Origin of the sequence: Streptomyces sp. NPDC051315 (assembly GCF_044455165.1) — a bacterium.
In the GTDB taxonomy this organism is placed as follows: domain Bacteria; phylum Actinomycetota; class Actinomycetes; order Streptomycetales; family Streptomycetaceae; genus Streptomyces.
In genome coordinates this window covers 588,868-609,902 of sequence record NZ_JBITEN010000001.1, presented here as the reverse complement: position 1 = coordinate 609,902, position 21,035 = coordinate 588,868, and the positions used below count along the sequence as shown (strand labels likewise).

Below are 21,035 nucleotides of genomic sequence, written 5' to 3'. Positions count from 1 at the left end.
CCCGGCGTGCGGTCAGGGATTCCCCGACTTCAGCCGGGACCGGGCCGCCCCCGGACCGGAGCGGGTCAGGGACGGACGGCCGTGCCGCGTCCCCACGCCCAGGCGAGGCGGTCGGCGCCGGACCGGTTGGTGGTGGCCAGCCAGGGGCGGGCCGGGTGGCCGACGAGCTTGTGCAGCGAGTACATGTCGTCGGTGCGCAGGCCCGGCCAGTACTCCGAGCCCGTCTTCAGCTCGCGGAAGGTGCCGGTGACGGCCTGGCCGAAGTGGACGGCGCGGCCTGGGCGGGGCTGCCGGCGAGGGTGGTGGTGTCCGCCCCGGCGATCAGGAGCGCCACGGTGGTGGCGCGGAGGCGGGGGAGCGGCGGCGGGTTCCGGCGGGGGTTTCGCGCATGGCCTGGCCTTTCGGGGATCCTCTTGTTCGCGCGGACATAACCGACCTCTCGGTCTGATGTTTACGTAAACATCGCGGCGCCGGAATCGTGGCACCCGCCACAGTGATCGTCAAGGTGCCCCCCCGCGCCAGACGTCGCCCGGGTCGGCGGGCGGCACGCCACGCGGCGGCGGCCGGCCGGGGGGCACCGCGGGCGCGCCCGGCGCGACCTGGGCCCTCGGGGGGCGGAGGGAGGGGAGGGGAGGGGGATCCCCAGGTGGAGATCGGGTGGAGCGTCAGCGGCTCGGGTGGAGATCGGGTCGCGCCTCGAACGGCTCAGGTGGAGATCGGGTCCAGTGTCAGCGGCGCGATCCTGCCCTCCAGCATCGCGCCGATGCCCTGCGCGGCGCAGATGTCGGGGCGTTCGGCGATGTGCACCGGCATGCCGGTGGCCTGCCGCAGCATCTGGTCGAAGCCGGGGAGCAACGCGGAGCCGCCGACCATCATGATCCCCCGGTCGGCGAGATCGGCCACCAGGTCGGGCGGGCAGTCCCGCAGGACCCGGCCGATGCCGTCGAGCACCGCGGTCAGCGGCGTCTCGATCGCGTCCCGTACGGCCGCGGTGTCGACCTGCACGGAACGGGCGAGGCCGGTGGCGACGTCCCGGCCGTGGATCTCCGTGGAGGCCGGGCCCTGCGCGGTGAGGCCGTTGCCGGAGAGGGCGAGCTGGAGCGGCCGTACGGACTGGCTCGGCAGCATCAGCTCGTGTTCGTGGCGCAGGTGCTGGACGATCGCGTGGTCCACCGCCTCGCCGCCGACGGGAACGCGCTCGGCGGTCACGATCGACCCGAGGGAGAGGACGGCGACCTGGGTCGCGGCCGCGCCGCACACCATGATCATGGTGGCCTCGGGCCGTTCGACGGGCAGTCCGCAGCCGACGGCGGCCGCGATGAGCGTGTCGACCAGCTCCACCCGCCGGGCGCCCAGTCCGACCAAAGTCTCGACCGCCGCGCGCTGCGCCAGCGGATCGGCGTCGTGCGGGGTGCAGGCGGCGCCGCGCAGGAACGGCTTGCGGCGCAGCTGGCGGCGGATCTTGTCGCCGAGCAGATGCCGCAGCATGCGCTGGGCCATCTCGATGTCGACGACCGTGCCGCCGGAGACCGGACGGACGACGCGGATGTAGTGGGGGGTGCGGCCCGTCATCTTCTCGGCGAGCTCGCCGACCGCGATCAGCGCGCCGGTCCGGGTGTTCACGGCGGCGGCGGACGGCTGGTCGACGACGAGCCCGGCCCCCTTCACGTACACCCGCGTGCGCGCCGCACCCAGGTCGACGGCGAAGTGGCAGCGGCGCAACTGCTCCAGACTGGCGGTCATGGCGGGTCCTCCCGAGAGCGCAGAGCGTGGCGACCGCCGGGCCGGCGGGCCTTCGTGCGTGGGGCCGCCGGGCGGTGGCCTCCTTCGCATCGTGCGGGGCCGGGAGGGCGGGCGCCCGCTGGAAGGGTCCGGGCGGGGAGCCGCCAAATGGGGGTTTTATCCCTTTTATCTGAGGTAAGTGACGGGGGAAAGCGCTCCGAGGTGCTAGTGCGTCGACCGCGAACGGCCGGGCGGAGGCGTGGTGATCTCGGTTTCCGGTCATGCGCAGGTCTCCGCCGTCTGCTGCTGGGAGAAACCTGCGAGGGCCGGGCCGGTACGCGCCCGTCGGCTGACGGACGAGGAGCGACGCACTCGGCTGCGCATCGTGCGGCGGGGTGTCCGCGCGTGCTGGTGTCACCTGCTGGAGGGCCGCGCCCGCTTCCGCACACGGAAGCGGAGCATCGTGACGGCGCCCGACTGGGTGTTGCTGAAAGGTTCCAGGTCGATCCTGCCGAGGCCGGGGGGAGAGAAGCGGACACCGTCACCGAGCAGCACCGGCAGGACGTACACCAGGATCTCGTCGACGAGCCCGCGCCGCAGGCACTGGGCGGCCACGTCGGCACCGAGGATCTCCAGGTTCTTGCCGCCCGCGGCGCTGCGTGCCGTGGCAACGGCTTCCTCGATGCCGCAGGTGAGGAACGTGACGGTGGGGTCCGGCTCGTCGGGAGGCTCGTGGGTGAGGACGAACTGTGCTCCCCCGTCGTAGGCGGTGTCCTGGTCGGCCATCCGCTTGGCGACCTCGTACGTGCCCCGGCCGATGAGCATGGCGCCCGTGGCCGCCATGACCTCCGGGGACGCGTCCGCGGTCAGGTACTCGAAGATCCAGTCCATCGCGTGGCCAGGACCGGCGATGAACCCGTCCAGCGACATCGCCCTGTTCACGACCACTCTGCCGGTGCCGATGCCCACATCGCTCATGCGTCTTCTCCAAGGATTCCGCAGGCCGCAGCCCGCATCATAGTTCGGCCGGTGGGGAGGGCGACGGCGGAAAGGGCGCGTGTATCCGCGGTGGCCCGACACGGACAACCGGTACCCGGAGGTGCGCCGGAGCAAGGAGGTGCTCCGGGCGGGTGCGGGGCCGCGGCGGTCGTCGCCCTCGCGGTGGCCGTCGGTCACAGGGCGCGGGCCGCCTCCAGCACCGGGGCGAGCGAGCGTACGGTCACCTCGCATCCCGCTGCCCGCAGCTCCTGCTCGACGGTCGGATTGCGGGCGAGGCCGATGAACCGCAGGCCGATCCGCTGGGCGGCGGTCAGCTCCGCCACCGAGGAGCCGATCAGCACGCCCGTGGAGGCGGGGACGCCCGGGTCGCGCAGGGCCCGCCGCAGGCAGTCCGGGTGCGGGGTGAGGAGGGTCAGGTCCTCGCCCCGGCCGTACATCCCGGCCAGAGGCAGCCGGTACGGCTCGAGATACCGCCGGACGGCCTCCTCGCACACGTCCGCCACCACGGCCACCCGCCGCCCCGCCGCGTACAGCGCGCGCGCCAGGGCGACGGAGTTGTGCGTGGTCGGCGCGTTCGGCAGGGCCCGCAGCTCCAGCGCGTCGAGCCGGTCCCGCAGGAAGGGCCCGAGCGGGTCGCGGGCGAAGACGCGCAGCACGTCCAGGGGATGCACGACCGACTCCCGGGCCGCCGCCACCGCCAGGGGGCGGCCGGTCAGCGCGTCCTGCGGATCGCGGTGCTCGGCGGCGAGCGCCAGCAGCTCCAGGGCCGCCTGGCGCCCGGTCGTCGCCGTGAACAGGCGGGTGAGGGGCCCGTCGAAGCCGAGCAGTACGGTCTCGGCCGCACCGAGCAGACCGGCCGGCGTCGGCGGCCGGCTTCCGGTGGAGCCGTCGGCCGTGACCGGCGCCCACTCCGGTGCCAGCCGCACCTCGCAGGTCACCGTGAGTCCCGGCACCGGCCACTTGCCCAGCTGGGTGTTGACCGCGCGCTGCGCACCGGCCGCCCGGCGCAGGGAGTGGCGGCGGGTGACGCGGGGCGCGGTCTCCAGCAGGTGGGCGACGAGCCGGTCGCGGACGCGGGCGGTGTCGGAGCGGACGAAGGCCACCGGATCGGCGACCCGCCAGGTCAGGTCGGCGACGGCCGTGAAGTCGCCCTTGCCCGAACTCGGCAGGGACAGCCGGTGGACGGCGTGGTGCGGGGTGAGGTCGACCTCGTAGTACGTCGTCAGCCGGGGCGGGCGTCCGCCGTGCGGCTGGGCCGGGTCGAGGAGGGTGAGCGGGCCGTCGGCCCGCGTGTGCACGACGGCGGTGCGGCCCGGCGCCGGTATGCCCAGTTCCCCCAGGTCCCGGGTGATGAACGGGCCCCGCACGAGGTCCCGCTCCTCGTCCCCGGCGCGGGGCTCGCCCAGCGGGCAGTACCAGGCGACCGGCGGGGCGTCCGGGGCGCCGCCGTGCAGCGGGCGGAAGCGGTGCGGGCCGGAGGCGGCGGAGCTGTCGGCGAAGGCCTCGTAGAGGGCGGGCGGGACGAGGATCAGGACGGGGGCCGTCCCCTCGGGGGGCTCGGTGGCCTCCGGGCCGTCGCCGTGCTGGAACGTGACCCGCAGGCGCGGCGGTTCGGCCAGGTCGGAGAGGGGACCGGGGAGCCAGCGCAGGGCGGCGGCGAGCACGGGGAGGAGGTAGGCGCCGGGGTCGATCCGGACGTGGTACCCGTCGGGGCGTACCAGTACCTCGTACTGCTGGGGGGTGAGGTCGCCCCGGTCGAGGATCTGGTGCACCGCGTACTCGAGGCGGATGCGGGCCTCGGGACGGGTGCCGAGGTCGGTGTCGGTGCGGAAGAGGAGGGTGGGGCGGGCCGGGGGCGGGGTGGCGTGGTCCGTCCGGGGGGTGCCGGTCCGTGGGCCGCGCGGCTCGTCGTGGCGCGTGCCCTCCCCGAGGAGGCGCCCCGGTCGCTCCGGCGGGGGCAGGTCAAGGAGCCGTTCGACACCCCGCTGCTGGGCCTCGCGCGCGTCGGACGTCAGGTCGGCGACGGCGGCGTCGAGCTCCTCGGTGAGTTCCTCCGGCAGGGACAGCCCCGAGAAGGGGAGCGCGAGCTGCTGCATGCCCGAGTCGCCGGTCCCCCGCTGCATCGTGCGGACGAGGAGCGCCAGGTCCCGCAGGTCCTCCGCTCGGCTTCCGGTTCCGGCCCGGACGACGTCGAGACAGGTCAGGACCGGTCCACGGGCGGAGACGATCACCTGTGACGCGTTCAGGCCGCCGGCCGGCCTGCCCTGTGCGTGCAGGGCGGACAGGGCCGCGGCGAGCCCGCGGACGAGGGAGACGAGCTCGGCCGGGGGCAGGCCGTGCGGGGCGGTCCGCAGGCGGTGGAGCAGGCTCCGGCCGTCGACGAACGCGCGCACCAGGTAGGGGACGCCGTCCTCGAATCCGTAGTCCTCGACCGCCGCGATGCCCGGGTGGTCGACCAGGCTGAGATCGTGCGCGATGCGGGTGAAGCCGCGGTGGAGCCACTCGGGCGGGCGGGGGTACATGCGCACGAGGACCGTCGCCCCGTCTGCCCGCGTGTCCTCCGCCAGCCAGTCGCCGTCGGCCGGGCCCGACCTCCTGACCAGGCGGTACCGGCCGCCGAGCAGCCGCCCGTCCGCTTCCTGGACGCCGGACAGCCGTCGGACGCTCTCCGGGCTGATCGTCGCGAACGCCGGACCGCTGTCCCGGCCGTCGCCGTCGCCCGCCCGGGCGCGGAACTCACCGGCCGCGAGGCCCGCGCGTTCGTCGATCAGTGCGCCCACCCGCTCCAGGAACTCACGGGTGCGGCCCCGTGCCGTCCGGGGCAGGGTGCGCAGCAGGAGGTCGCGGACGCCGGGGCGGAACGCGTACGAGCCGGGTGGGCCGGGGACGGCCGTGAGCATGCCGCTGAGGATCACCTCGGCCAGGTGCTGCGGGCGGGGGTCGCGGTCCACGGCGCGTTGCACCAGGCGCATCACCGGGACGGAGGGCTGGGCCAGCGCCAGGTGACCGGCGAGACGGAAGGCCTGCGGGGAGGCGGTGGCGCGGAAGCGCAGGACCAGGTCCCGGGCGGAGAGGGACGCGGGATCGGGGGCCGTGCCGGCCGGCGGCGGCGGGGCCGGCCGCGGGGGCAGCCAGGCCGCCGAGCCCGGGGTCCGCGCGCCTCCGGGAGCGGCCAGCAGGGCCGCCCAGTGGGCGAGCCAGGGGGCGCCCGGTTCCAGGACGGGCAGGGGGACGGCGGCGGGGGGCGGCGGGGCGGCGTCCGGAGCGTAGGGGGTGAAGGTGAGGGCCGTGAGCGGGGCCGCCGCGGAGGGGGACGACAGCACGCCCGGTTCGGCCGGCAGGGCCGTGGTCGGCCACAGGTGTTCCGGCAGGGGCTGGACGACGGCCAGCGGCATCCGGGCCGCCCAGTGCCGCAGGACGCCGTACCAGCGGTCGCCCGCCGGGCCGGGGCGCCACTGCGGGCCCATGCAGTCGCTGACGACCAGCGTGACGGTCCGGCCGTCCGCCGGGTCGGGGACGTGCCGGGCGCGGCCGTCGGGCCCCGCCGGGTGCAGGGTGACCGTGCGGAAGATGCCCGACTGGGCGAGGACGGTGTGCAGTTCGCGGACGAGGGGCCGCCAGACCGGCATGGTGGGGCCGGTGTCGTGCACGAGGGTGAGGCGCAGCCAGCGGTCGCGCGCCGGGCGCAGGACGGGCAGCCAGACGTCCGGATGGGCGCCGAGCCGGGCGATGCGGTCCGCCGTGGCCCGCTCGTCCAGGAGCCGGGCGCGCGCCGACGGCACCGTCCGCTTCAGCGGGCGCAGGGCGCGCTGGAGGGCCAGGGGGCGGGGGAGCATCGGGGGCGCGGGGGCCAGCAGGGGTGTGCCGCCGCCCGGCCCCGGCTCACCGGACGACGGGGACGACGGGGGCGCCGGTGGGGGGAGGTGGAGGGGGACGCGGTCGGTGGACGGGGCCGGCGGGGACGGCTCGGCCGCGGGCTTCAGGGTGGCGGGACCGTCGCCGTGCCGCGTCCCGGCGATGGGGGCCGAGGGGGGATCCGGCGCCCGGTCGGGGCCGGCCGGGCGGGCGGGCGCCGTCGCCCCGTCCGCCTCCCGCCGCTCCTCCGCCTCCCGCCGCTCCTCCTCCAGCTGCCGGGCCAGCCAGAGCACTTCCGCCAGCTCCAGCGGGGTGGGCGGGGTCCGGCCGGCGGCGGTCAGGAGCGCGGCCAGCCTGCTGACGGCCGTGCCGCCGCCGTCCGGTGTCCCCTCAGAATCCATCGCCGTCCGCCGTGGCGCTCAGGTACGGCATCAGCTCGTCCGCGAGGGCGTCGCGGGACTGCGCGTCCAGGCCGGCGACGCCGGTGAGGTAGAGGGCGTTGAGGAGCTGGTCGGTGGCGAGTTCGCCGTCGGCGGCACGGGCGAGGAAGCGGCCGATCAGGTGGTCCGCCTCGGCGGGCGGGGTGTCGAGGTGGGCGCGGACGATCTCGGTGAGCTGCTCGCGGTCGGGGCGGCGCAGCTTGAGACGGACGCAGCGGCGCAGGAAGGCGGGCGGGAACTCGCGCTCGCCGTTGCTGGTCATCACCACGAAGGGGAAGGCACGGCAGCGGACCCGGCCGCGGGCGACGGTCACCGGGGCGTCCGTGCCGTCGGCGAGGACCCGGGCGGTGCCGCCGTCGCCCGAGGGGCGGGCGGCGCGCATCAGTTCGGGGATCTCGTACTGGCCCTCCTCCAGCACGTTCAGCAGGTCGTTGGGCAGGTCGAGGTCGCTCTTGTCGATCTCGTCGACCAGCAGGACGCGGGGACGCTCGTAGGGGAGCAGGGCCGTGCCGAGGGGACCGAGACGCAGATGGTCCTCGACGCCGCCGCCTTCCGGGGCGCCGTGCCCGGGGACGCCTTGCTCGGGCACGCCCCGTGCGGACGCGGCCGCGGGCCCGCCCCGCGCGGTGACGCCCTGCGCCGGGACGCCGTCCCCCGCCCGCCACGCCGCCTGCCGGGCCGCGTACAGCCGGGACAGCGGGTCGTACTGGTAGAGGCCGTCGGCCAGGGTGGAACGGCTGGTGATGTTCCAGCGCAGGACCGGCCCCAGCCGCAGCTCGCGCGCCACCGCGTACGCCAGGGAGGACTTGCCGGTGCCGGGCGGGCCGGTGACCAGCAGGGGGCGGCGCAGGACGAGCGCTGCGTTGACGAGCTGGACGCTCTCGGGGCTCGCCACGTAGGTGCGGGCGCGGTGCACGCGGTCGGGGGAGACGGCCGCCTCGTCCTCGCCGTCCCGGGGCGGACGCAGGACGGGCTCGCCGTCGAACGCCCGCCAGGGCGGCGGGTCGGGCAGCCGGTCGATGCCGTCGTGCGGCTGGCTGTTGCCGGTGTAGACGGACCAGTGCGGCATGGGGGATCTCTCCGTGCGACGAACTCGGGTGCGGGCGGGCCTGGTGCGGGGGCGGACGAGAGGTGACGGGTCGCGGGCCGGGGCCGGGTCAGGCCACGGGGGACCGGGCGTGCGCGGGGGCGTCGCCGTGCGGGTCGGTGAAGACGCGCGGGTCGTCCCACAGCAGCTGGATGTCCCGCGCCCAGTGGCCGTCCTCGGCATCGGCCTCCTCGCGCAGGGCCAGGACGCGGCGCGGCAGTTCGGCGGGCGGGACGCCGGACACGACCGCGTCGAGCTCGTCCAGGAACGTCTTGCCCGCGCAGCCGTCGCCGCCCGCGCAGGGTTCCTCCGGGCCGCTGTCGCAGCCGCCCCGGGACCACACGACCACCGGGGCGGGCGCGGTGAGCGAGGTGTCGAAGTGGGCGCGGGTGCGGGCCGCGGCAGGGGCGGTGGCGAAACCGGCGAGACAGGCGTCGGGCTTGCGCAGCCGCACCCGCAGCCGGGCGGGTTCCTCGGCGCCGCCGCACTCGACGCGGTGCACGCGCGCCCCCGGCAGCGAGTCGAGCCGGTTCCACACGCGGGTCAGCTGGTGCCGGGCGCCGGCCCTGCGGCGCGCCTGGTCGGTGACGACCAGCGGGTACACACAGCCGAGCGGGGTGTCGTCGTCGGGTGCGCTCGCCCAGCGGTCGACGGGCAGGTCGATCCAGTCGCGGGGCAGCGCGAACGCGATCAACTCGTCGGAGCCCGGCGTCAGATGGCCGAAGGCGGCCTCGATACGGTCCTGGACGTACGCGGACAACCGGGCCCGCGGGACGGTGTCGGAGCCGACCGGATGCCGCCGCCCCCCGCTGTACGCGGACACCTCGACGAGGACCTGCCCGTCGCCCGCGCCGCTGTGCTGGAGGTCGACGAGGATGGGCGACCAGTCGGGGGCGGCGGGCGTCCCGACGGGCGCCCGGAACAGGGCCTCGACGTGTGAGGTGAAGCGGGCGACGGTGCCGGCCGCGTCCTCCCCGTCGATCTCGCACAGCACGAACAGGGCGGCCGAGCGCAGCGAGTCGAACCCCTCCTCCGGCGGCTCCGGGTCGAAGGGGCCGGCGGCGGCCCGGTAGAGCCGTACGGGGTCGCACTCCAGGCCGGCGCGCACGGCCCGCTCGACCAGCTCGCGCAGCCGGGCGCGGTCGGCGGTGCGGTGGTCGGAGGTGGGGACGAGCCCCGTGAGGCCGGGCCAGTAGCGGGCCATGACCTCGGTGGGCATCATCCGCCCGTTGCGCACTCCCTGCGCCCCGGCCGCCGCCGTGACCATGCCGACGACCTCGCCGGTGTCGACGAGGGCGACCGCGGCACCGCTGAACCCGGGGGCGAGCGGCTGCCCGCCGGGCGCCCACGCCTCCAGCTGGATCCACTCCCGTCGCAGCAACTGCGGTGCGGTGATGCGGTATTCGGCGAGCGTGCCCTCGTCGAAGCCGAGCGGGAAGCCGTACACGACGAGCTTGCGCGGTTGCCGGCCGTGTGCCGCGCCGACGGGCGCGAGCGCGGCCGGCTCGATCGGGACCTCGTCCGCCAGTTCCAGTACGGCGAGGTCACCGAGGTCGGTGGTGCCGCCGGCCCAGCCGCCGTCGGCGACGACCCTCGCCGGGACGGGGGCTGAGCCGGGGCGCTCGGTGAAGGTCACCGTCAACGCGTCGGCCGGGCCCTCGTGCACCACGTGCGCGCAGGTCAGGACCTTGCGCGGGGTCACCAGGAAGCCCGCTCCGACGACCTGGCCGGCGCATTCGATCCGGGCGTGCCACTCGGCGCTCCTCATGAGGCGGCGGACGGCTCCGGCGGGGCCGCGGACGGCTCCGGCCGGCCGGGGGAGGAGGGGGACCAGGTCAGCCTGACCACGAGATGGCCCTCCGCCGTGCCCTTGGCGATGATCGCGCCCGTCTCGGCCGCCAGCTTCACGCCGAACTCGATCTCCACCCCGTCGGGCCGCAGCGCGCCGTCCCGGAACACCCGCAGCGCGGACTCCGCGGCCGAGCGCACGCCCTCCAGGGCACCCTCGAACGTGCGGGCGGCCTGGACCGTGCCGTCGCCCCGGGCCACGAGACGGGATCCGGGCCGCTGTTCCTCGACGGCCTCGACGGCGACCACGGCACCGTCGTCCGTCCTGAACTCCACCAGTCCTGCCACGGCGCCCCCGTCGTCCCCGTCGTGCCTGTCCGTGCGTGTCCCGCGCGTCGATGCCCGTCGTACCGTCCTACTGCGGCTCTGAGCACCGTCATTGTTACGGACGGTACGTGAGGTTGTCCTGTTTCCGACCCCGGTGACGGCCGACGACGACGGAAACCGGCCACCTCACGGCCCGTCCGTCCGGATCAGCCCCAGCTCCGCCAGATCCTGGGGGCGGACGCGGAGTTGGTTCGCCGTCGCCTCGACCTCCTCCGGGGGCCGTTTGAGGATCGCCGCGGCCGACTCCGGAGCGATGACCGAGAAGTAGCTGTCCGGGGTGGCCCAGGTGCGCCCCGGCGCGGCCAGCGCCAGTGCCCCGCCGGAGCCGCCCTCGCCGATCACCAGCGTGGTGACCGGCGTACGCGCGGTGGCGACCGCGCCGAACAGCTCGGCGATCGCCGCGCCCGCCCCCTGCCGTTCCGCCTCGGCGTCGTTGGCCGCGCCCGGGGTGTCGACCAGGGTCAGCACCGGGATGCCGAGCCGGTCCGCGAGCCGGATCAGCCGGGTGGCGGTGCGGTACCCGGCGGGCCGGGTCGCGGCACCCGTCTGGGCGGCGTACGCGACCGTACGGCCCTCGTGCTCGCCGAAGCCGCAGAGCATGCCGTCCGGATCGGCGCCACCGCAGCGGTCGCCGCGTATCGCGACCCGGTCGGTGAAGTAGGCGTCCAGGTAACGGCCGGCGCGCGGGCGTTCCGGCGCGCGGGCGCGCCGGACGGCGTCCCATCCCGAGGCCGGCAGGTCCCTCGCCCCGAGGGCCCGCGGCACGGGCGCCGGTTCGTCCGACGGCGCGGTCAGCAGCCGCAGCCACCGCCCCAGCGTCTCCCGCAGCCGCTCCGGCGCCACGACCGCGTCCGCCGACCCCGCCGCGACCTGCGCCTCGGCCGTGTAGGCCGCCGGGTCGGCGTCCGCCGGCCGCACCCGCGACCCCGCGAAGCCGACCTGGACGCCCGGCAGCGCGAGGATGACGTCGGCGCCCGCGCCCAGGGTGGCCCAGCCGCCGCCGGTCGTGGGGTCCCGCACCACGGCGATCTGCGGCAGCCCCGCCTCCCGGGTGAGCGCCGACTGCCGGGCCACCCGCTGGAGCTGGGTGAGGGCGAGCATGCCCTCCTGCATCCGGCTGCCGCCGGTGGCGACGAGAGGGACGACGGGGAGCCGGTGTGCACGGGCGTAGGTGTACGCGGCTTCCAGTCGGTCGCCGGTGCGCTCGCCCAGCGAACCGCCCAGGAAGCCGAACTCGAACGCGATCAGCACCGCCCGGGTGCCCTCGACGCTCGCGGTGCCGCAGACCACGGACTCCGACTCGCCGGTGCGTTCGGTGGCACGGGCGCGGGAGTCGTCGTAGCCCGGCCAGGCGAGCGGGCCGTCGGGCACCGGATCCCGGTCGGGGTGGGGGAGTTCGGTGAACGCGTCGGAGACGAGCGCGACGACCTCCCGCGCGCCGAGCCGCAGGGCGCCGCTCACGAGGCCAGCGCCCGCTTCATGATCTTCCCCATGTCGTTGCGGGGCAGCGCGTCGAGGTACCGCACGACCCGGGGCCGCTTGTGCGGAGCGAGCCGCCGCGCGACATGGTCCGCCAGCTCCATCTCGCCGGGCGGTTCCTGGGGGTCCAGCGGCACCACCCACGCCACGATCCGCTCCCCGAGGTCCGGGTCCGGCTCTCCGGTGACGGCGGCCTCGCGCACCCCCGGATGCTCCAGCAGCGCGTTCTCGATCTCACCGGCGCCGATCTTGTACCCGCCGCTCTTGATCAGGTCGGTGGCCTTGCGCCCCACGATCCGGACGTAACCGTCCGGCTCGCGCACCGCCATGTCACCGGTCCGGAACCAGCCGTCGGTGGTGAAGGCGGCCTCGGTCGCGTCGGGCCGGTTGAGGTACTCGGTGAACAGGTTCGGCCCGCGCACCTGGATCTCCCCCACGGTCTCCCCGTCGTACGCGGTGATCGGCGTCCCGTCCTCCTCCACCAGCCGCAGGTCCACGCCCGGCAGGGGCACGCCCACCGTCCCCGCCCTGCGTTCCCCGTCGGCGCGCACGCTGGTGTTCATCAGCGTCTCGGTCATGCCGTACCGCTCGATCACCCGCTGCCCGGTCGCGGCCGTGATCCGCTCGTGGTCGTGCACGGGCAGCGCCGCGGAGCCGGAGACGAGCAGCCGGGCCCCGCCGAGCGCCCTGGCCAGCCCCGGGTCGTCGGGGAGGGTCTGGGCGATCCGGTGGTACATCGTGGGGACGCCGAAGAGCATGGTCGCGCCGCCGTCCAGCTCGCGCGCCACGCCCTCGGTGCTGAACCGGCCCAGGTGCCGCACGGATCCGCCGCGCCGCAGCGGGCCCAGGACGCCCAGCACCAGCCCGTGCACATGGAACAGCGGCAGCCCGTGCACCAGCACGTCGTCCCCGGTCCACTGCCAGGCGTCGGAGAGCGCGTCCAGGGTCGCGGCGATCGCCCGCCGGGGGATGACCGCGCCCTTGGGCGGGCCGGTGGTGCCGGAGGTGTAGACGACGAGGGCGGGAGCCTCGGCGGAGGCCCGGTGGCCGGGGGCGGCGGGGCCGGTGCCGTGCACGTCGACGTCGACCCGTTCCAGAGCCGCCACCGGCGCCGGGAGCGCGGCGCCCGGAGCGGCCAGCACCAGCGCGGGCGCGCTGTCGGCGAGGATGTGCCCGAGTTCCTTCTCCCCGGACTTCGGGTTGAGCGGTACGGCGGCGACACCCGCCTCGAGCGCCGCCACGACGGCCACGGCGGTCTCCAGCTCCGGTGTCGCCCAGACGGCGACCCGGGCGTGGCCCGCGACGCGGCCCGCGAGCGCGCCGGCCGCGGCGGCGAGTTCCGCGTACGTCAGGGACCGCTCACCGAACCGCAGGGCGACGTGGCCGGACGGTTGCTCCGTCAGGGCCGGGAAGAGAGACGACACCGGGACACTCCTCGGGCAGGGGACGACAGACTCGTTCCTACCCCATGGCCGGCGCGATCCGGCGCCGGCGGGGATGGACGCCCGTCACGTCCGCGGAGGCCGGCGCGGTGTCCCCGGCACCACCCACGTCATCCGTCTCGGCGGCCTCCCCGGCCTCCCCGGCCTCCCCGGACGCCGCAGCCCCGCCACGAGCCGGGCCCGCTCCACCTGCCCGGCCGCGCAGTGACGGCAGCCCGTGCCGGGGCCGACCCGTACGGGACGCAGCAGGCCCGGTCGTCGGGGAGGCGCAGGGCCTTCGGCGACAGGCGGGTGGCCCGTGCGCAGACGCCGACGGCCGGGGAGGCCCCTGTGCGTCCGCACCCCTCTTCCGCGTTCCGCCACCGATGCCGGGCTTCACCGAAGGCCGAGGTCAAACCCGTTGCCGAGGGTGTCACGGTCCCGGTTAGCCTGCGGGGAGTCGTACAGCCGTCCGAGGAGGTCATCCGCCGTGCCCCGCATCGCCCTCGTCACCTATGACCCCCGCCCGGAGCCCGGCGCGGACCGCGATCTCCCGGTCCTGCTGCGGGCGCTGGGGGACGCCGGTGCCGAGGCGGAGGCCGTGTACTGGGACGACGCCGACGCCGACTGAGCCTCCTACGACCTGGCCGTCATCCGTTCCACCTGGGACTACAGCTGGAGGGCGGCCGAGTTCACCGAGTGGCTCGACCGCTGCGCCCGGCTGACCCGGCTCGCCAACCCCGTCGAGGTGGTGCGCTGGAACACCGACAAGCGGTACCTCGGACAGCTCGCCGAGGCCGGGGTGCCCACCGTCCCCACCCGGTACCTCGCCCCCGGCGAGCCGGCCGCCCTCCCCGCCGACCACGAGTACGTCCTCAAGCCGACCTCGGGCGCCGGCGCCCGGTTCGCCGCCCGCTACCGGCCCGACGAGCACGCCACCGCCCTACGCCATCTGGAGCGCATGCACGCGGAGGGCTTCACGGCGATGCTCCAGCCGTACCTCGAGGGCATCGACGTCAAGGGCGAACGGGCCCTGCAGTTCTTCGCCGGGCGTCTGCTGCACGCCAGCCGCAAGGGCGCCGTCCTCGCCCCCGGCACGCCCTACGACGCCGACAAGGTGGCCCATCCCGACCTCGAGGTCTGGCAGCCGACCGCCGCCGAACTGGCCGTCGCCGAACGCGCGCTGGCCGCCGTCCCGGGCACGCCCGACCTGCTCTACGCCCGCGTCGACCTCGTCGACGGCGAGGAGGGCGAACCCCGCCTGATGGAGCTGGAACTGGTCGAGCCGAACCTGTTCCTGTGGCTGCACCCGGAGTCGGTGCCGCGGGTGGCGGAGGCGATCGTGGCGGCCGCGGTCTGACGGCCGTCGGCGGCCGTGGTCCGACTGCCGTCGGCCGCCACCGGACTCCGGCGCCGGCTGTCCGGCCGGCCTGGTGCCGGGTGCCGTCCTACTGCCGTGGAGTCCCCGTGGACGCTCCGTCGCCCTGCCCCTGTACCGCCGTCCGCTGCAGCAGGCCCCACGTGAACTCGGCGACGGTCTCCCGTCGTACGCCCTGTGAGTCCGGGGCCGTGAAGGTCAGGCCCCAGCGGGTGGGGGCCGTGCCCTCCAGCGGTCGGGCGGGGGCGAACGCGCGGGCGGTCTCGTCGACCGTGCAGGACCAGGGGGCCAGGTCGTCGAGGGTGCGCAGGAGCGGCGGCTCGGCTCCCGGGGCGCGGACCAGCCACTCGTTCCAGACGGCGCCGTTCGGGGCGAGGAGAACCTCGAAGCGCAGGTCGGGCCAGAGGGGGAGCGGCCAGAGCCACGCCTCGCAGTCGAGGTCGCCGATCCGGCGGGCCTGCGCGGTCTCCGGGGCGCCGAGGACCGAGCGGTACCGGGAGGCGGCGGCGCGGGCGCGCGGGGAGCGGACCATCGCCTGCCACCGTTTGTTGGCCTCGCGCATGTCCGCCAGGGAGGCGCCCAGCTCACGGCGGGCGCCCTCCACCAGGCCGGGGTTGTGGTCGGCCATGCGGCGCAGCAGCACCAGCTGGAAGTGGAAGGGCGTGAAGGGGCCGGCGGGGCGCTTGTCGGACGGCATGCGGTCCATCGTCGCCCACCGGGCCCCGCCCGGGACAGCGGGCCGTGGGCGGGGACGGAACCGTCGGCCGGTCGGCGGATGGAACCGTCGGCCGGTCGGCCCGTCGGCTCCGTGGCGAGCCGGGCGATCCACGCGCCGGCCGTGAGGCGTACCTTTCACGACCATTGCCCGGCGCAACCGATATGACTAGCCTGTGTTCGTCATGCCGATCGCCTGTTGAAATTTCGAACACAGGCACCTGAGACGACTAAGGGAGGGGGCCGGTCGTGGGACGACTCGTACCTGCCGTGACCCGGGCTCTCGACATTCTCGAGCTCTTCCTCGACGGGGACGGGACGCTCTCCGCCCCCGACATCGTGCGCAAGCTCCAGCTGCCGCGCACCACCGTGCACGAGCTGGTGACCACGCTCGCCGCCCGGTCCTACATCGTCCCCGTGCCAGGACAGCCCGGACGCTACCGCCTGGGCGTACGTCCGTACCAGCTCGGCAGCCGGTACGCCGAGCACCTCGACCTGGCCGCGGAGGGGCAGCAGGTGGCCCGTACCGTCGCGGAGACCTGTGACGAGACGGTCCACGTGGCCATCCTCGAGGGTACCGACGTCATCTACATCGCCAAGGTCGATTCCACGCACGCCGTACGCATGGTGTCCGCGGCCGGCCGTCGCCTCCCCGCGCACTGCACCTCCGTCGGCAAGATGCTGCTGGCCTCCCTCCCCGAGTCCGAGCTGTCCGCCCGCATCCCCGACGACGCGGACCTGATCCGGATGACCCCGAACAGCATCACCGAGCCGGGCGCCCTGCGGGAGGCCCTCGCGGAGATCCGGGAGCGGGGCATCGCGGTGGAGAGCCGTGAGTCCAATCCCGACGTCAGCTGCGTGGCCGCCCCGGTCCGTGACCGCACCGGCCAGGTCGTCGCCGCCCTGTCCATCTCCGTCCCCATGATCCGCTGGAGCGACGAGCGCCGCGCCGAACTGGAGCAGCTCGCCGCCAAGGGCGCCGCCGAGCTGTCCGAGCTCCTGGGCTACCGGAGCGTGGCATGACGACGACGTACACCCGGACGTACGAGGTGGCGGTCCGCGCCGAGGCGAGCCTCGGCGAGGGGCCGACCTGGGACCCGGCGACCGGCACCCTGCTCTGGCTCGACATCCTGGGCTCCCGCCTGCACACCTACGACCCCGCCACCGGGCGCCGCGCGGTCCGGGTCACCGACCAGCACGTGGGAGCGGCCAAGCCCCGCGCGGGCGGCGGCCTGGTCCTGAACCTGCGGGACGGGGTGGGCCTGCTGGACCCGGACGACAGCTTCCGCTGGCTCCACCACGAGCCCGTCCCCGGCCGCCGCGCCAACGACGCCGCCGTGGCTCCCGACGGCTCCCTGTGGGCGGGCACCATGCGCTACGACGAGGCGCCCGGCGGCGGCACCCTGTCCCGTCTCACCGGTGACGGCTCGGTCGAGGTGGTCCTCGACGACGTGGCGGTGAGCAACGGCACGGGCTGGAGCCCGGACGGCCGCCTCATGTACTACATCGACTCCCCGACCCGCCGCGTCGACGTCTTCGACCACGCCGACGGACGGGTGTCCGGCCGCCGGACGTTCGTGGAGATCGAGGAGGGCGCGGGGTTCCCGGACGGCCTGACCGTCGACGCGGACGGCTGCGTGTGGGTGGCCCTGTGGGACGGGGGAGCGGTACGGCGTTACACGCCGGCGGGTGCCCTGGACCGGGTGATCGAACTGCCGACCCCACGGGTCACGGCGTGCGCCTTCGGCGGAGCGGACCTGACCGACCTCTACATCACGACAGCCCGGGTGGGCCTGGACACCCCGCACCCGGTCGCGGGGTCGCTCCTGGTGGTCCCGTCCGCGGGCAAGGGGCTCCCGCAACCGACGTTCGCGGGCTGACCCCACCCGCTCAGCCGCGGCACGCGGGTTGCCTGGCGCGGCTCGGGTGGGTGCGGGCGGACCCGGCCGGTGCCGGGCCGGCGGTCCGGCAACCCGCGGGCACGCGTGCCGCCTGGCGCGGCTCGGGTGACGGGCGGCACCCCGTCGGCGCCGGGCCGCGCGGCCCACCCGCCCGCACCAGCCGACTCCGGTTCGGTGACCCCGGCCGGCACCAGCCCTGCGTCCGGCCCGCACCGGCCGACCCCGCCCCCCGGCCCCGGCCGACCCCGCCGGCTCCGCCCCGCGGCCCCGGCGCCGCCGACCCCGCTACCGCAACCCCGCCCGCTTCAGCTCGTCCCCCGTCAGCGGCGGAGCCGACAGCGTCGGCTTCAGCGGCCCGGCCACCGCCGCGAGCAGGACCGACGGCGACAGCAGAACCTCCGCCCCCCGCTCCAGCGACGTCACGTCCGTCACCCGCCGCGCGATCCGCCCGTTCCCGGTGGCCGTGTACATCAGCCGGCCCACGTACGCGGCGACCAGCCGGTCGCGCAGCGTCGGCCCGCCCTCGGCCGCGCCCGGATAGAACACGTCCTGTCCGATGGCCAGGTCCCACGCCGCACCGACCGGCCGTGCCACCGCCCGCTGGACGCGGCGGGACAGCCCCGGCGCGCCCCAGCCCTGCCGCCGTACGACCTCCCGGAGGACCACGGCGCTCTGCGCCGCGACCGACATGCCGTGCCCGTACACCGGATTGAACGCGGCCAGCGCGTCGCCGAGGACGACGAAGTTCTCGGGCCAGGCCGACAGCCGCTCGTAGAAGTGGCGGCGGTTGCCGGTCGTCCGGGTGAAGGACACGTCCGTCAACGGCTCCGCACGCTCGATCAGTTCGCCGATCAGCGGGTGCCGCAGCCCCCGCGCGAACCGGAGGAAGTCGTCCGCCCCGGTGGGCGGCTCGCCACCGCGCGTGCCGCACAGGGTGACGATCCACCGGCCGTCCTCGACGGGCAGCAGGAAGCCCGACCGCCCCGGGCGGCCCGTGCCCGGCGGATCGGTCTGCACGTTGACCACCGGGAAACCGTCCCGGGCCGCCTCGGGCGCGAGGAAGAGCCGACTGGCGTACGCGAGGCCGGGGTCGACCTCACGCCGCTCCACCTCGGGCAGCCCGAGCGCCGTGAGCCACCGGGAGGCGCCCGAGCCGCGGCCGGTCGCGTCGACGACCAGCCCGGCCGCCAGCACCCGTTCCCGGCCGCCGTCACCCGGCCGTACCCGCACCCCCGTGACTGCCCGCGCCGTCCCCTCCAGCCCCAGCACTTCCGTGCCGCCGAGCAGTTCGACCCGCCCGTCCGCGAGGACCTCCGCGCGGATCGTCGCGTCCAACAGGTCCCGTCCCGCCAGGATCACGTGGTGGGACTCGGACCAGCGCCGGAACCAGCCCTGGGACGCCATCACCACCATGTCGGTGGTGACCGGCGCCCGGCGCGCCCCCGCGTCCCGCAGCGCCCCGGTGACGCCCGGCAGTAGCTCCTCGACGGCCCGCACCCCGCCCGACCACAGCATGTGGGCGTGGCGTGCCTGCGGCAGGCCCTTGCGCGGCTCGGGCCCCTCCGGCAGCACGTCCCGCTCCACGACGACGACCCGGTCGGCGAACTCGGCGAGGGCACGCGCCGCGAGCATGCCGGTATGGGATCCCCCCAGGACGACGGCGGTTCTGGCGGGGTTGGACGGTTCAGTCATGCGTGGACACGCTCTCTGCCGGGGCGGCCGCGCGGACGCGGACCGCGGTGATCTCGTCGGGACGGCGAAGGACCTCGGACACGGCCTGGATCTCCCGCAGCAGGTAGGTGGTGTCCGGCTCGGACGGTTCGTACGGGCCCGACTGCCCCGACTGCCCGTTCGGCCCACCGGTCGCGGAGGTGTTGACGCCGTCCCCGTCCCCGGCGCCGCCCCCGCCGTCGGCCCGCTCCCCGGCGGCGACCGCGTCCAGGATGGTCACGGCGGCGGCGAGCGCCTGCGCCCGCCCTCGGTCGTGTCCGAGCGCGAGGGCGGCGTCGTGGGCCCGTGCGCGCAGGTCCTCGTCGAGATGGCGGGAGAGCTGCAGGAGCGCGTCGCGGATGTACGTCTCGCGCAGGATCAGGCGCAGTTCCGGGGTGGCGCGCAGCGCGAAGGGCTCGCGGCCGGCGGTGACCGTCCGCATCAGCCGGGCGAGCGGCTTCAGGCTGCGGTGCCGGCGGCGGACCAGCCAGCGTTCCTGGAGGTACTGGCCGGCGTGCGGCACGATGAAGCCGATCGCGACCAGCGTGGCGGCGATGCAGGCGGCCGACGGCGCCAGGTTGGTGTTCAGCCAGTCGAGGTCGTGCCCGGTCCAGCGGGCGGCGACGGCCGTGAGCTTGGCCGCGCTGAAGAGCAGGTTCGTCGCGTAGCCCACGCCCAGGAAGCGCAGGCCCCAGCGCAGCCAGGCGTCGAGGCCGTCGGTACGGATCCAGTTCCAGATGAGCCGGGCCGTGATCGAGCAGGCCACCGTGTGCGCGAGCAGGTAGAGCAGGATCTCCTCGCGCATGAACGGCGTGTTGGCGTAGTAGGTGTCCAGGTCGCGGATCTGTTCCACGGGGACGTCGGCGAGCGCGAACAGCACCCACAGCGCGACGACCACCGCCGCGTAGACGGAGACCACCCACCGGGTCGCGCGCCGGGTCTGCGGCGAGCGCTCGGTGCCGCCGTTGCGCCAGGCGATGATCAGCAGCAGCCAGGACGCCGAGAGCGCGGTGATCAGGGAGTACACCCAGGGTGCCGCGATGTTCGGTACGCCGGTGACCCGGTTGGTCCAGGCGATGGTCTTCGGCGCCGCGAAGACGAACACCGCGCAGGCGAACACCAGCAGGCCGCCGACGGCGCGCAGCAGCGGATCCCGCCACAGCTTGAGGATGCTGGGCAGCTTGATCGCCAGGGCGGCGGTCAGGACCACGGTCGGCAGCCAGAAGGACACGTACATCCCGCCGAGCAGGTTGCTCGCCGTCACCGGACTCCCCAACGCGGCCAACACGTTGCCGCCGACCGTCGTGAGTCCGTCGCTCGCCAGCGTCAGAAAGCCGTCCGCCACCGAGCCGCCGTCCGTCCCTAATCCGCCGTACGCCACCGAGCCGCCCGTCGACACCCCGTCCACCGACACCCCGTCCCTCACCGCGCCGTACCCCTGCGTCCCCGGTAGCCGAGGGTTCTCTGGACCGGGTCGGGGGACGTGCTCGGGGCCCGTCCGGACAGGTACGGCCGGAAGGCGGCGGCGAGCCGGTGGCCGAAGGCGTCGGCCTCGGCCTCGTCGTCCTTGCGGGAGCCGTCGCGGGCGGCGACGGTCAGGGCGATGTCGTCCCAGCCGGGCCGCCCCGCCAGCGCGTGCGCGGCGGCCGCGCCGACGCCGTGGTGGTGGTGCCGGTGACCGGCGTGCAGATGCCACAACTCATGTCCGAGAATCACCAGTTGCTGCACGTCCTCGGCGCGCTCCTCGACGATGACCAGGTCGAAGTCCTGGAACTCCACCCACAGTCCGGTCACGTCGAACTCGTCGGGGAACCGCTCGAAGCGCAGTTTCACGGGCCGCCCGCCGCGCCGCGCGGCCATCTCCTCGCACAACGCCCGGGCCACTTCCCGTACCCCGGCCGGGGGGCGGGGCCGCGCCCGCAGCGCGGCGGAGAGATCGCCGGCCAGCTCGCGCATGGCCGGGCGGGTTCTCGCGCGCCGCAGCGCCGAGGCGATCCGGGCCGCCTTACCGCGCGCGCCCGCGATGTCCATCCGCTCCCCCTTCTCGCCGCCCTGCGGCAGCCTGTTCGAGCCTACGCGGCCGGATGTGTCCGCGTCACGTGAAGCCGTTCACGGAAACGATCACCGGGCGCCGGCGGGCCGGAATGGAAAGCG

14 protein-coding genes and 2 pseudogenes are annotated in these 21,035 nt (G+C 75.6%); 3 read left to right on the top strand and 13 right to left on the bottom strand.

What is annotated here, in order from left to right:
- Nucleotides 1–65 precede the first annotated feature (65 nt).
- The 9 genes and pseudogenes from ACIBBD_RS02845 to ACIBBD_RS02805 form a co-directional block, all read right to left on the bottom strand.
- A pseudogene (locus ACIBBD_RS02845) lies at nt 66–269 on the bottom strand (cellulase); the annotation flags it as partial.
- A gap of 436 nt (nt 270–705) precedes the next feature.
- Nucleotides 706–1,743, bottom strand: a complete 1,038-nt coding sequence (locus ACIBBD_RS02840) for a rod shape-determining protein (protein ID WP_399417470.1) — start codon at nt 1,741–1,743, stop codon at nt 706–708.
- A 393-nt stretch (nt 1,744–2,136) separates the two neighbouring features.
- Complete coding sequence (locus tag ACIBBD_RS02835) at nt 2,137–2,700, bottom strand: dihydrofolate reductase family protein (protein WP_399417469.1); 564 nt, start codon at nt 2,698–2,700, stop codon at nt 2,137–2,139.
- Between the two features lie 194 nt (nt 2,701–2,894).
- Nucleotides 2,895–6,977 carry an SAV_2336 N-terminal domain-related protein gene (locus ACIBBD_RS02830; RefSeq protein WP_399417468.1) on the bottom strand — a complete coding sequence of 1,361 codons (4,083 nt, stop codon included), beginning with the start codon at nt 6,975–6,977 and terminating at the stop codon, nt 2,895–2,897.
- Nucleotides 6,967–8,085, bottom strand: a complete 1,119-nt coding sequence (locus ACIBBD_RS02825; RefSeq protein WP_399417467.1) for an AAA family ATPase — start codon at nt 8,083–8,085, stop codon at nt 6,967–6,969. Before ACIBBD_RS02825 ends, ACIBBD_RS02830 begins: the two co-directional genes overlap by 11 nt.
- Nucleotides 8,086–8,173: 88 nt before the next feature.
- Entirely contained in the window at nt 8,174–9,871 is a 1,698-nt protein-coding gene (locus ACIBBD_RS02820; protein WP_399417466.1) for a trypsin-like peptidase domain-containing protein, read from the bottom strand.
- Nucleotides 9,868–10,239 carry a CU044_2847 family protein gene (locus ACIBBD_RS02815; protein ID WP_399417465.1) on the bottom strand — a complete coding sequence of 124 codons (372 nt, stop codon included), beginning with the start codon at nt 10,237–10,239 and terminating at the stop codon, nt 9,868–9,870. The genes ACIBBD_RS02820 and ACIBBD_RS02815 overlap by 4 nt, the downstream gene beginning before the upstream one ends.
- A 165-nt stretch (nt 10,240–10,404) precedes the next feature.
- Nucleotides 10,405–11,739 carry a carboxyl transferase domain-containing protein gene (locus ACIBBD_RS02810; protein WP_399417464.1) on the bottom strand — a complete coding sequence of 445 codons (1,335 nt, stop codon included), beginning with the start codon at nt 11,737–11,739 and terminating at the stop codon, nt 10,405–10,407.
- Complete coding sequence (locus ACIBBD_RS02805; RefSeq protein WP_399417463.1) at nt 11,736–13,181, bottom strand: acyl-CoA synthetase; 1,446 nt, start codon at nt 13,179–13,181, stop codon at nt 11,736–11,738. Before ACIBBD_RS02805 ends, ACIBBD_RS02810 begins: the two co-directional genes overlap by 4 nt.
- 487 nt (nt 13,182–13,668) lie before the next feature.
- Here ACIBBD_RS02805 and ACIBBD_RS02800 point away from each other — a divergent pair.
- Nucleotides 13,669–14,538, top strand: a pseudogene (locus tag ACIBBD_RS02800) (RimK family alpha-L-glutamate ligase).
- Between the two features lie 88 nt (nt 14,539–14,626).
- Here ACIBBD_RS02800 and ACIBBD_RS02795 read toward each other — a convergent pair.
- Entirely contained in the window at nt 14,627–15,262 is a 636-nt protein-coding gene (locus tag ACIBBD_RS02795) for a hypothetical protein (RefSeq protein WP_399417462.1), read from the bottom strand.
- 257 nt (nt 15,263–15,519) lie between these two features.
- Between ACIBBD_RS02795 and ACIBBD_RS02790 the strand changes: the two genes are divergently transcribed.
- Nucleotides 15,520–16,293, top strand: coding sequence for an IclR family transcriptional regulator (locus ACIBBD_RS02790; RefSeq protein WP_399417461.1), 774 nt, complete (start codon nt 15,520–15,522; stop codon nt 16,291–16,293).
- Entirely contained in the window at nt 16,290–17,150 is an 861-nt protein-coding gene (locus tag ACIBBD_RS02785) for an SMP-30/gluconolactonase/LRE family protein (RefSeq protein WP_399417460.1), read from the top strand. Before ACIBBD_RS02790 ends, ACIBBD_RS02785 begins: the two co-directional genes overlap by 4 nt.
- Before the next feature lie 306 nt (nt 17,151–17,456).
- Here the strand turns inward: ACIBBD_RS02785 and ACIBBD_RS02780 are convergent, their stop codons facing one another.
- From ACIBBD_RS02780 to ACIBBD_RS02770, 3 genes are all read right to left on the bottom strand, one after another.
- Nucleotides 17,457–18,863: an NAD(P)/FAD-dependent oxidoreductase gene (locus ACIBBD_RS02780; protein ID WP_399417459.1), complete on the bottom strand. Its 1,407-nt coding sequence runs from the start codon at nt 18,861–18,863 to the stop codon at nt 17,457–17,459.
- Complete coding sequence (locus tag ACIBBD_RS02775; protein WP_399417575.1) at nt 18,856–20,118, bottom strand: MAB_1171c family putative transporter; 1,263 nt, start codon at nt 20,116–20,118, stop codon at nt 18,856–18,858. The genes ACIBBD_RS02780 and ACIBBD_RS02775 overlap by 8 nt, the downstream gene beginning before the upstream one ends.
- Before the next feature lie 185 nt (nt 20,119–20,303).
- The gene (locus ACIBBD_RS02770; RefSeq protein WP_399417458.1) at nt 20,304–20,912 is read right to left on the bottom strand and encodes a toxin-antitoxin system, toxin component family protein; all 609 of its coding nucleotides are present in this window, start codon (nt 20,910–20,912) and stop codon (nt 20,304–20,306) included.
- Nucleotides 20,913–21,035: the final 123 nt, after the last annotated feature.

Bases quoted from the DNA above. Each gene is read 5' to 3' on its own strand.
- ACIBBD_RS02780 (WP_399417459.1), bottom strand. From the start codon at position 18,863: ATGACTGAACCGTCCAACCCCGCCAGAACCGCCGTCGTCCTGGGGGGA.
- ACIBBD_RS02785 (WP_399417460.1), top strand. From the start codon at position 16,290: ATGACGACGACGTACACCCGGACGTACGAGGTGGCGGTCCGCGCCGAG.
- ACIBBD_RS02825 (WP_399417467.1), bottom strand. From the start codon at position 8,085: ATGCCGCACTGGTCCGTCTACACCGGCAACAGCCAGCCGCACGACGGC.
- ACIBBD_RS02820 (WP_399417466.1), bottom strand. From the start codon at position 9,871: ATGAGGAGCGCCGAGTGGCACGCCCGGATCGAATGCGCCGGCCAGGTC.
- ACIBBD_RS02830 (WP_399417468.1), bottom strand. From the start codon at position 6,977: ATGGATTCTGAGGGGACACCGGACGGCGGCGGCACGGCCGTCAGCAGG.
- ACIBBD_RS02835 (WP_399417469.1), bottom strand. From the start codon at position 2,700: ATGAGCGATGTGGGCATCGGCACCGGCAGAGTGGTCGTGAACAGGGCG.
- ACIBBD_RS02840 (WP_399417470.1), bottom strand. From the start codon at position 1,743: ATGACCGCCAGTCTGGAGCAGTTGCGCCGCTGCCACTTCGCCGTCGAC.
- ACIBBD_RS02795 (WP_399417462.1), bottom strand. From the start codon at position 15,262: ATGGACCGCATGCCGTCCGACAAGCGCCCCGCCGGCCCCTTCACGCCC.
- ACIBBD_RS02770 (WP_399417458.1), bottom strand. From the start codon at position 20,912: ATGGACATCGCGGGCGCGCGCGGTAAGGCGGCCCGGATCGCCTCGGCG.
- ACIBBD_RS02775 (WP_399417575.1), bottom strand. From the start codon at position 20,118: ATGTACGTGTCCTTCTGGCTGCCGACCGTGGTCCTGACCGCCGCCCTG.